The sequence below is a fragment of the Sunxiuqinia sp. sy24 genome (genome assembly GCF_052677165.1).
The window spans coordinates 1-11498 of the sequence record NZ_JBQYLH010000006.1; the positions used below are offsets into that span (position 1 = coordinate 1).

The 11498-nt window shown below is 42.3% G+C and carries 10 protein-coding genes; 4 read left to right on the forward strand and 6 right to left on the reverse strand.

What is annotated here, in order from left to right:
• The coding region (locus ACUNWA_RS06815) for a hypothetical protein (RefSeq protein ID WP_445591140.1) at nt 1-293 on the forward strand (293 nt) is incomplete at its 5' end.
• Nucleotides 294-413: 120 nt separating this feature from the next.
• On the opposite strand, the gene ACUNWA_RS06820 is transcribed toward ACUNWA_RS06815, so the two are convergent.
• The gene (locus ACUNWA_RS06820; protein WP_445591141.1) at nt 414-2183 is read right to left on the reverse strand and encodes an ATP-binding protein; all 1770 of its coding nucleotides are present in this window, start codon (nt 2181-2183) and stop codon (nt 414-416) included.
• A 602-nt stretch (nt 2184-2785) separates the two neighbouring features.
• Here ACUNWA_RS06820 and mnmA point away from each other — a divergent pair.
• From mnmA to ACUNWA_RS06835, 3 genes are all read left to right on the forward strand, one after another.
• Nucleotides 2786-3973, forward strand: a complete 1188-nt coding sequence (gene mnmA / locus ACUNWA_RS06825) for a tRNA 2-thiouridine(34) synthase MnmA (RefSeq protein ID WP_445591142.1) — start codon at nt 2786-2788, stop codon at nt 3971-3973.
• Nucleotides 3974-4164: 191 nt separating this feature from the next.
• Nucleotides 4165-5178, forward strand: coding sequence for a dihydroorotate dehydrogenase-like protein (locus ACUNWA_RS06830; RefSeq protein ID WP_445591143.1), 1014 nt, complete (start codon nt 4165-4167; stop codon nt 5176-5178).
• A 295-nt stretch (nt 5179-5473) separates the two neighbouring features.
• Nucleotides 5474-6634 (forward strand): PAS domain-containing sensor histidine kinase, encoded by a 1161-nt coding sequence (locus ACUNWA_RS06835; RefSeq protein ID WP_445591144.1) that lies wholly within the window; start codon nt 5474-5476, stop codon nt 6632-6634.
• Between the two features lie 25 nt (nt 6635-6659).
• Here ACUNWA_RS06835 and ACUNWA_RS06840 read toward each other — a convergent pair whose 3' ends face one another.
• The 5 genes from ACUNWA_RS06840 to ACUNWA_RS06860 form a co-directional block, all read right to left on the reverse strand.
• The gene (locus ACUNWA_RS06840; RefSeq protein WP_445591145.1) at nt 6660-7964 is read right to left on the reverse strand and encodes a DEAD/DEAH box helicase; all 1305 of its coding nucleotides are present in this window, start codon (nt 7962-7964) and stop codon (nt 6660-6662) included.
• Between the two features lie 59 nt (nt 7965-8023).
• On the reverse strand, nt 8024-8485 hold the full coding sequence (locus ACUNWA_RS06845; RefSeq protein ID WP_445591146.1) for a hypothetical protein: 462 nt from the start codon (nt 8483-8485) through the stop codon (nt 8024-8026).
• 232 nt (nt 8486-8717) lie between these two features.
• Nucleotides 8718-8894, reverse strand: a complete 177-nt coding sequence (locus ACUNWA_RS06850; protein WP_445591147.1) for a hypothetical protein — start codon at nt 8892-8894, stop codon at nt 8718-8720.
• A 409-nt stretch (nt 8895-9303) separates the two neighbouring features.
• The gene (locus ACUNWA_RS06855) at nt 9304-10491 is read right to left on the reverse strand and encodes a SpoIIE family protein phosphatase (RefSeq protein ID WP_445591148.1); all 1188 of its coding nucleotides are present in this window, start codon (nt 10489-10491) and stop codon (nt 9304-9306) included.
• Nucleotides 10491-11417 (reverse strand): PAS domain S-box protein, encoded by a 927-nt coding sequence (locus ACUNWA_RS06860; RefSeq protein WP_445591149.1) that lies wholly within the window; start codon nt 11415-11417, stop codon nt 10491-10493. The genes ACUNWA_RS06855 and ACUNWA_RS06860 overlap by 1 nt, the downstream gene beginning before the upstream one ends.
• Nucleotides 11418-11498: the final 81 nt, after the last annotated feature.

Genomic DNA, 11498 nt, shown 5'->3' on the forward strand with positions numbered 1-11498 from the left:
GTTTGTCTTTAAAATCAAACCAACAAATGTATAGACCCGCAAAAAGATTTAAAACACGGGGTTCAGCGAATGCTTACTTCTATACGTTCTTAGATGAATCGAATTTCCAAACACCTGCAATTGCGAAAGAAGAAAAACTGGATGACGAGTTTTTTGACGAGAAGTATTTTGAAATAATTAAAAATCAATCAGATTGTGTAAGTTTCTATTACTTACTTGGCGAAGAATATATGAGGCGAATTACCTATATAAAAAGAGAAAATAAAGTAGTTGAATTTTGGTCATGTTGTTAAACGAAAAAATAACGCACCCTACATTGGCTATAAGTAATTGCTTGTTATTTCCGTACCCTAACTCCCCTTGGTCATTGCTTCGCTCGAACCAGAGGCAGGCCAGGTGATAACTTTATCTGTTTATACCTTACGATCGTCTTTCCTGAATTCTTCCGTATTTTTTGTTTCAGTTATCACAGTCTCCAATGTGCTTTCTCCATATTTCGGTATTTTAAAAAAGAAAGTACTTCCTTTTCCTTCTTCTGATTCCACCCACAGATCGCCACCTAGCAAATGGGAATAAGCTTTAGCAATTGACAAACCTAAACCCGTTCCTTCATGCCGCCGGGTTAAATTTAAATCGGCTTGAACAAATCGGTCAAAAATAGCATCAAGCCGCCCTTTGGGAATACCTATCCCTGTATCACTTACAAAAAATACAATATCGCTGCCATTATCCTTACCTCCAACCTCTATCGTTCCGTCGCTAGTAAACTTTATGGCATTGCTAAGCAGGTTGGAAAGAATACTTTCTAGCAGATTTCTATCGGTATGTAATCTGACTTCAGGAGGAAGTAATTTACTGTCGTATATTACTTGATTGTTCCTTTTTGCTGCCAATGGTCTTGCACCGGTGACATGCTCCGACAATACTTTATTGACATTAACCTCTGATGTATGAACGTGTATTTGGTGGGTTTCAATTTTTGCGATATCAATCAGACCATTTACAGTCTTAAGTAACCGTTCGCCGCTTGCATTTATAATGTCGTAATAGCTGCTGCGTGTTTTCTCATCAACATGCCGTTCTTTCAACAAATTGATAAACCCAAGAATTCCGTTCATGGGCGTGCGGATCTCATGGCTTACATTCTGCAGAAAAACACTCTTTAACCGATTACTTCCTTCTGCTTTCTCCTTGGCTTCTTTAAGTTTATCGAAAATTGCTTTTTTGTCGGTAATATTTTCTCCCAGGCTGGCAATACTTTTTACACTTCCATCATCATCAGTAATAAGCATATTGTGCCACGCAATATCAAGTATTTCATTTTCTTTGGTCTGAATTTTATTTTCATAATAATGAAGAACCGAATCTGTGTCCATAAACTTCTGAAAAGCTGCGACTAATTCCTCTTTCTCATCCTCACAAACAAAAGTATCAATCCAGTTCCTTCCAACCAGTTCGTCTTCTTGATAGCCGGTAACCTGAAGCATATATTTATTGCAGGATATTATGTTTTTATCCAAATCAAGGTTTACAAAAATCATATTGATCCCTTCCAACATCATTACAAACTTACGTTCTGAGTTAAGGAGCCTTTCTCTGGCTTTATGATTATGCCAATTTTCCAGCTGTCTGTTCATCAGTATTCCTAAAAGCACTGTTATAATAGGATAGATAATTATTACAGGAATAGCAATAAACCTTACTATTGGTAAAAATTCTTCTTTAGGTAACCATATCAGCCAAATAAGCATGAACAGATGAACAAGCAGACCGAAAGCATACAGGATACCAATGGTATTTTTAATCCCCCTTTTTTGTAAAAAGTACCTACATACGATACCAAACAAGCCTGACGAAATAATGAGAGAAATTCCCATGAATGCGTGATCTCCTCCAAGAAAAAATCTGAAAACACTCATAATTAAAATTGCACCAAGCGTAGGAATGGCTCCCAAGTATAAACCTGCTATCGATAGAAGAACCGAACGAAAATCGAAACTAATCCCTGCCTGGTAAGTCCACGGGGTATAAATTAAAAAGATACCAATGCCTCCAATTATTATTCCAGCAAAAATTTTTGGCAGCAGTTTTTGAGAATAGATAGAATCAATCCACCTTAATTCATAGAAAAAACTAAACACCAAAAGCAATGCAACATTCGATATTAAGTCTGAAATAAACAAGGGCACCATTTTAGTTATAAAACGATAATATAAAAAAAAAGATCATGAAAACGTCGAATCATTAAAAAATCATTGATTGGATTAAGCCAGATCTCTTATTGCTTTTTCTTTAACACCTAAACGAAAACCAATATTCCAACTCCCCCTCTTCTTCGCCAATCAATGCCGCGCGGCACACGGTCTGTCGTTTGTAACGACCATACACCAGACCTATTGTTTTGAAAGACAATAATGAATACCTTTCAATCAAAATAACTAGTTACTCCTTACCGCTTCGCTCAAACCAGGGGCAGGTCGGTTCAAACGAATAACCACTTCACCTCAACGAAACACGAATGCATGTTAACGAATAACAGCTTCAACCTAAGGAATAGCAACTCGCGTTAAACTAAAGTGTGTCTCACCCAAACGAATGACCATTTCGACATAACGAATAACCATTTGAGCGAAACGAAAGCCTGGTTCAACTCAACGAATAAATCCTTGAGGCAAGCGAAACTGCCTTATCTTAACAAAAGATCACCCCGCATCTTAAATATCACGGTCTTCTTTCCACCGAATTGCCTATTTCCAAATTTCGTTCTACTTTTGTCGCTCAATTGATGCAAAAGATGAAAAGGGTAGTTATTGGACTTTCAGGAGGAGTAGATTCAAGTGTTGCAGCCTATTTGCTGAAACAACAAGGATACGAGGTGATCGCTTTATTTATGGTGAACTGGCACGACCGTACAGGCACCTTAACGGGCAGTTGCTCCTGGGAAGACGATGCCATGATTGCCGAGATGGTAGCCAAAAAACTCGACATGCCCTTTCATATTGTCGACCTCAGCAAGGATTATAAAAAGCGGGTGGTCGACTACATGTTTGACGAATACAGCAAAGGCCGCACCCCCAACCCCGACGTGCTTTGCAACCGCGAAATAAAGTTCGATATCTTCATGGACGAATGCCTGAAATATGGAGCCGACTACGTTGCTACGGGGCATTACTGTCAGAAAAGTGAAGTGGAAAAGGACGGCCAACCCATTTACCAGTTGCTTGCAGGCGAAGACAACAACAAGGACCAAAGTTATTTCCTGTGTCAGCTCAGCCAGAAACAATTGAGCAAAGCACTGTTTCCCATTGGACATCTGGACAAGCCCGAAGTACGCAAAATTGCCGCCGAACAAGAACTGCCAACGGCAACCCGCAAAGATTCTCAGGGCATTTGTTTTGTTGGGAAAGTCGACCTGCCTACCTTCCTGCAACAGCAGCTGGAGCCCAAAACCGGCAATGTTATTGAAGTGCCGCCCGAGTTTATGGCGAAGAAAAAGGCGGTAGAAAAAACGCCCGACAATTTCAAAAAGCTGTGTTTTGCTTACCCTTACAAACCTTGGAACGGGCAGGTTATTGGCGAACATCGTGGAGCTCATTTTTACACCGTTGGTCAACGCAAAGGGCTGAACATAGGCGGACACGAAGAACCCTTATTTGTTTTGGGAACCGATGTGGTGCGCAATATCATTTATGTAGGCGAAGGAACCAACCACGCGGGCCTGTATCGTCCGGGACTGTTCATTTCGGAAGCTGAAACCCACTGGATTCGGGAAGACCTGAAAATGACTGTAGGAGAAAGCCGACGCTACGAGGTGCGCATCCGGTACCGCCAACCGCTTGAAAAAGCAACACTTTACCAACGCGAAGAAGGATTGTATATGCTGTTCGATGACGAGCAACGTGGCATTACCTCCGGACAATTTGCGGCCTGGTATGATGGCAACGAGCTGCTTGGATCGGGCGTAATCGCCTAGTTATCAACAAACCGTCGCTATTCAAAAATCGCTTATCTCTTCTTGACATCAATTCCGGGCAGCCAGCGCTGTCCGGCCTGCGCCTGCCCTACCGATTTTCAAACACTTGTTCATCTTTGTGCTTTCGGCTTTGAACAAAAGCAGAACTTCCATAGTTTAACTAACAGAAAATAACCTGTAAAATCAATATTATGGCAGATCTATCAACCACCTACATGGGGCTAAAGCTAAAAAACCCGCTAATTATAGGTGCCAGCAACCTGGTAAACAAACCAGAAGTGATCAAACAGCTCGAAGAAGCAGGAGTCGCGGCAATTGTCTACAAATCCTTGTTCGAAGAACAAATTCAACTGGAATCGCTTCAACTTGACGATGAACTACACGAATACGAAGAGCGTCATGCTGAAATGACCAGTATCTTTCCTGACCTCGAACATGCCGGCCCTAAAGAACACCTTTTCAACCTGAAAACCTTAAAGAAAAATACTTCAGTACCCGTCATTGGTAGTTTGAATGCGATTTATGAAACCTCTTGGGTTGAATTTGCCAAAGAATTGGAACAAACAGGCGTTGATGCACTGGAAGTGAATTTATACGCCACACCCGGATACTTCGAAACCACTGGCAAAAGCATTGAAGACAAACAAATTCAAATTGTTAAAAGCATAAAAAAGGCCGTTAAAATTCCAGTAAGCGTAAAACTCAGCCCGTTCTATACCAACACCTTAAACTTCATCAAAAAACTAGACGAAGTGGGTGTCGACGGCTATGTTCTTTTCAATCGCTTCTTTCAACCCGAAATCGACATTGAACAAGAATTATTTCACTATCCGTGGGATTTGAGCCATGAAAAGGACCACCAACTTTCGTTACGTTATGCCGGCCTGCTATACGGAAACATTGATGCCAGCGTGTGCGCCAGCCGAGGAATTTCATGCACCAAAGATGTCATCAAAATGTTACTGGCTGGTGCTGATGCCGTTCAGGTCGTTTCGGCCATTTATCGCAACCAACCACCTTTTGTGGCGAAAGTACTTCGCGAATTGGCCGACTGGATGGATGCTAAAGGCTACAAGTCGCTGGATGATTTTCGTGGAAAGTTATCACGCAAAAACCTCAAAGATCCGTTTGCCTACCAACGGGCACAATATGTAGAGATCTTAATGAAATCAGAAGAAGTTTTCAAAAAATACCCTATGGTATAAATTTCGTTTTTGTAACTACAAGACAGAAAAGGCTTTAAACGCAATGCTTAAAGCCTTTTCTACGTTTAGCACGTCAAAAGAAAAAAAAGCAACTCACCTGAAATACTGATTCAAACGAGACATTACTTCTGACGATGGCTTCTCAACAGCCTTCTTCGGACTCCCAATTTCTCTGCCTCCTAAGCCATGCTGTAAAGAAAAAGAATCATCGCCTGTTTTAATTCATTTGAAAATTAGTACTTTCAACAAATCAAACTAACAGCTGAAAAGCACACCTCTCGGGTGTAAAACTTAGATGGTCAAAAAACCTACATATCAAGAATTAGCGAGGCAGGTAGAAGAATTAAAACAGGGAAGCGAAAATCGATTCAGACAACTTATTCGAAATTCATTTGACATGATCGTTTTGCTGGATTCCAATGGAGTACAGCAATATGTGAGTGAATCCTGCGAAAAAATACTGGGCTATCAACCAGATGAGTTGGTTGGTATTACTGTCATTGATGAATTTATTCATCCCGACGACCGGGCACAAGTGCTGCAAGGATTTAAAAATATTCTGGAAAATTCGGACAACGGCGGCACACAATACCGGCATCGACACAAAAACGGAACTTGGGTTTACTTAGAGGCCTTTGGAACAAATCAAATACACAATCCAGACATCCAATCGGTTGTTTTAAATGTTCGCGATATTACAGAACGAAAAAATGCAGTACATGCGCTGCAACAAAGTCAAGCCCACTTAAGTGAGCTAAATGCCACCAAAGACCGTTTTTTCTCCATCATTGGTCACGACTTGAGAAATCCGTTCAATTGCATTATCGGACTCAGTGATATGCTGCTGGAACAAATTCAACAAAAAAACTATGACGATGTGGAGGAGTACGCGCAAATCATTCAAAAAGCATCCAATCAAGCAATGAATTTGCTTACCAATCTACTGGAATGGTCGCGATCGCAGTCGGGAAAAATGAAATTTAACCCCGCACCGCTCAATCTGTCCCTTATCATTCATGACGTGGTTGAACTTTTTAAGGATTCAGCGCGGCAAAAATCAATTACCATTCTGAACTTAACAGCTCAAGACATTCCAGTTCTGGCCGATCAGTCAATGATTAAAACCGTGTTGAGGAATTTGATATCCAACGCAATAAAATTCACAAATACGGGAGGCGAAATTGAAATTACTGTCACACAAGAGGCCAATGAACTCATGGTTTCAGTAGCAGACAATGGGATTGGAATCACAGAAAAAGAATTTCAGAAACTATTCCGCATCGAATACAACCATTCCACTTTGGGCACGCACAACGAATCGGGCACCGGACTTGGCCTGCTCCTTTGCAAAGAGTTTATTGAGATGCACGATGGGCGAATATGGGTCGACCGCCAACGAACTCAAGGCAGTCGGTTTTGTTTTAGCCTACCGCTTGCCCACAAGCCCGGCAATTGAAAAGAAGATCCGCTCTCTCCTAACTTTATTCAGCAAGAGTCACCCGAATCTTTTTGTTTTTCAACCGGAGACAATCAAGCGTCTGAATCAATTGTTCTGCTTTAGCAGCATGCACACCAACAAAGGCGCAATCTCCCTTAAGTTCAATGATTCCTAATTCTTCTTTGTTGAGTTTTCCTTGCTTAAAGAAGAAACCGGCAATGTCTGCTTTCGATATTTTATCTTTCCGTCCTCCTGAAATAAATAGCGTAGTCCATGGCGAAGCATCTGGAAGTGGTGCCTCTTGCAGCCGTTCGATGCCTAGTGCCCCCATGTAGTCGGGCAAGTTTTCTTCTTCCCACTGCAAAACGTAAGCTGTTCCGTCGTTAAACATACGCGCGGTTCGTCCGTTGCGGTGTGTAAATTCATCCTTCCGCCCTGGGAGCTGGTAGTGAATAATAAATTTGATCTCCGGAATATCGAGTCCGCGTGCTGCCAGGTCAGTGGCTATGAGAAGTTGGTGCGAGCCATTTCGAAACTGAATCAGCGCCCGTTCACGCTCCACCTGTTCCATGCCTCCATAAAAGCACCCATGGCTGATTTGCTTTTCCGACAAAAAATCGCTCACCCGCTGGATGGTATCTTTAAAATTACAGAAAATAATTCCAGGCTGGTTGCCGATATGACAAAGCGCCTCAACCAAAGTTTCCAATTTATCTTTTTCGGGCGAAAGAATACGTTTGATCTTCAACTGCGACCGTTGATCTGACAGGTAATTAATCGATCTTGGCTTTTTCAGCCCGACAAACGAAGGCACTTCCATTTTTTGAGTCGCCGAAGTCAAAATCTTTTTCTGAAGCTCCGGTAGAGCTGTCAGAATCTCCTTCATTTCAGACTCAAACCCAATTTCCAGCGACTTGTCAAACTCATCAAGGACCAGCGTTTTTATTTCATGCGTTGGAAATGTTTCACGCCGAAGATGGTCGGCGACCCTACCCGGTGTCCCGATCAATAGGGTCGGACGGTGTTTCAACTCCAGTTTATCTTTCGAAAAAGACGTTCCTCCATAAACCGCATTGGTTTTAAATCCTGCGCCCATTTCACGGGTCACCTGTTCTATTTGAATAGCCAGCTCACGCGATGGGGCAATGATCAAGCATTGAACTTCATTGCAATCGCGATCCAACTCAGCAAGGACTGGCAATAAAAAGGCCAGCGTTTTTCCGGTTCCGGTAGGTGAAAGCAACACCACTTCAGAGCTGGAATGAATGGCTTCCTGAGCCTCCAGCTGCATGGCGTTCAGCTGCTCGACGCCTAATTTTTCCAGAATTTTTTTCTGATTTTTTAACATTCGGCAAAGGTAGTTCATTTCCTTTGATCCCCGACATATCTAAAGTAAAGTCTGCTCAATTAGTCAATTGATTTAATCTGAATGGTTTGACCATTAAACACCAGCTCATCGCCTGCTGTTTTGCCGCGCAGTGCTTGACCAAGGGGCGAAAGCATCGACAAACAAAAAAAATCGGTTTGCTCCACACGAATTTCCCCTAGGGCAACCGACAGAAAATAATTGCCTTGATTACAAACCACCAGACTTCCAAACTCAGCCCTATTCAATTTTATGACCGGATTAATTTTTGCCAGCTCATTCTTCAAACTACGGGTTTTGCTCAACTGTACCTGGTATTTATCCAGCTCCATCTGCATCATTGCCCGGCCTGTTTCGTACTTATCGCCCGCACTACTTTTGGTATCACTATCGCGTGCTTCCTTGGCCGATTCAATCGCTTTTACAGTCGTATCCATTCGCTCATCCAGCAGTTCTCTCAGCTGATTTAAAAGTTGTTCTTTCAGTCCCCTATTTTGGCTCATCAGATTATATTTAAAGAAGTGGAGCAAATTAACTTAAAATCGGTATTCTTTCGCAAAATAATGTCCCTAAAATCGCTAACCAAGCTCTATGCTTGCACCTGAGAGGAAACAGACGAAGCTAAAATAATAAAACCAGGATCAGCACTTACTGCAACTGGTTTTACATCCACAAAAAGCAGTCGAAAGATCATTTGCTTTTGAAATCAGCCACTTCAAAGCCAGATACGACAACCTATAAATCGACTTTCATTGAAATCGCAATTGGATCAAGCACCGTATGCTTCGCTTTAATTCCCGCATTGGCCGGATCATTAACCATAGCACCGAATTTCTCAACATCAGGGGTATCGATCACTAAAACCATTGAATTAGGGTCATCGGCATCTTGAAAAGTAGTAAAACTTGTCACGTAAGGATCAAATAAATCCTATCCTGGTGACCTTTTAGCCATGTGTCAATGTCACTTACTTTGTGACGTGCAACGATTGTCGGCATAATATTGAAGTTAAATAATGAATATCATTTTCGAAGAATTAAAATGGCCCCATACCATTACGACCCAACTGCTTAATCAGAACATTCGGACATTATTCCGTCAGATTTTCCATTTTCATTGTTAAGATTCAATCCGTTAAGGATTTCATACGTTCGTTTTATTCGAGAATAATAGATGTGACGAAAATCTATTCTCGTGATTTAAAAACATTGTTTTAAGACCCGAATGTCTTAATCTCAAGAGATTCAACACCTACACGTTCAGATTGTTTAGCATGAAATTTATCTACCTACGATGAATCTTGCAATCACCAGCAAAGAACTTAAACCAACTCCAGCGTTACGTTCTTCAGAAAACGTTCTTCCAGCAAACGAACAATTCGTTTCACCACAAACTTTCGGATTTCCAACTCCATAGGCTGATCTGGATCCTGATGCGCCCAATTGATTCGTGTTCCAACAATAATGTGAATGTTATCATGCTCCAGCAGCAATTTCGCCACTTCTTCCGGCGGACTCGTTCCCAGTCGGTCCTCGCGCGAATAAACCTCCAAAATCTCCTCCACCTTACCCATGGTTAAAATCCCTTCGGTAACCATCTCAAAGCCTTCCATCTCAGCAGCCGGCGGAATACCAGCCTCCTCATAGCCATAGCGATGCTGAATGTTAACTTCCAGATCGAGTTCGCGGGCAATAATTTCGGCTGTTGTTCCCCCGCAAATGATCTTTTTCCCGGGAAACTCAATCACACGTTTCACAAAGTCCGTGTCTTTTATCTTATAAAAAGGAGGGCCTGTAATGAGCATAAACTCCCGGGGCTGTCTGAAATGGACAATGCCGCAACTCGTATCATCTTTTAGTTCAAAGCCATCATTCATGGCTGCCTGATTCAATATCTTACGTGCCAGTCGGGTTGCCGAGATTTCACTCTCGCGTGCCAACTGTTTCTGAGCGAACTCACGCACCTGCACAAGCCCCCAGCCCATAGGGTAACGTTTTCCGCCCAAACCACTTTGCTCCACCCCATCAGTCATAAAAATAATCCGGTCACCTTGAATGGGCCTAAATTCCCGAATACGAAGAATCTTTCCCACATTTTCTTCGCCCCGTATATTCACTTCAATTTCGTCGGGAGCATAGGGTTCACCATGCCGAAGAATGATTGTTTGCGGGTTGTCGTAGTTAACAATCCGGACCAATCCGCCCACTTCAATTTCAATAATGGTAAAGGTGGCATAACTTTCCTTACCATCGCTGCTGCGGGGCAGCGCGCGCATAAATACCTTGGCTGCCACATCGGGCTGGGTGTGTAACGAAGAGTAGTTCAATGCCATGGAAGCAGTTAAGGTTCCAAGCACATTGGCTTTTACGCCATGCCCGATCCCGTCAGACAAGACCAGGATTACACGTCCTTCCTCTTTGATTCGGCGCGTTAAGAACACATCGCCACATACCACTTCGCCTTTAGGCAGTTTTTGCTGCATATGGACATCAAAATGATAGTCAGCCATCAGTTGTCCTCCTCATATTTATAAGACTCAATAATTGAGTTAAGCATAATCTCGGTTTGCGAAGCATTTTCGCCCAGTAAGAAAGCAATTTTCCGAACGGTCTCCAGGTTTTGCTTGTTCACCTGCCGGGCACGACTGATAATCTCTTCACGCACCAGCGATGGAGCCGACATATCGCGAATAAGCGCACCAACTACCCGATTTTTATAGATAGTGATCACTGAAATATGCAGCAAGCGATTTTGTACCTTCAAGTCACGCTCAACCATATTTTCACCCGAAGCCATCAGCATAGCAAACATTTTAAAAATCACCTCCGGAATTAACTCTTTCAAATCAGCTCCCTGAAGGCCGGGGATGGTTTCATAAAGCTCTTCTAACTCCTCCCCAAAAAGCCGGGCAAACCCTTCATTCGAATCGATGACCTTAAATTCACTGTCAACAATGACGATTCCTGCCCTGATTTTGTGAATCATGGCCGAGGCGATCACCGATGCTTCTTTGGCTTTTTCCAATTTGCGCTCGGCCTTTTTGCGATCTGTAATGTCCATAATAGAACCGACAACACCAATAATTTCATCGTTGCCGTTTCGAATTACGGCCTTATTAAAGATCACATCGTGAATAGAACCATCAGACAAACGAAACTTGGTCTCATAACTTTGACTCTGCTGATTTTCAAATAACTCCTGATCACGACGAGCATACATTTCCGCAATATCAGGGGGCTGTACGTCAAAAACAGTTTTACCTATAACGTCCTCCTTTTTCAGACCAATAAAATTCTCATGCGCCCGGTTGGTTGCAATGTAAACGCCCTGAATATTTCGGTAAAAAATAGGGATCGGCAAAGCATCAATAATTTTTTGATGCAAGTCAGGATGCTGGATCATGTCCGTATGTAAGGATTTGTCGTCGTAAATCATTATTTTGGTTACTTGATTTTGGTTACTCGGTACTATTTCTACGAAAATACAAATTTAAGCCCTTATTTCAATTCAATCTAA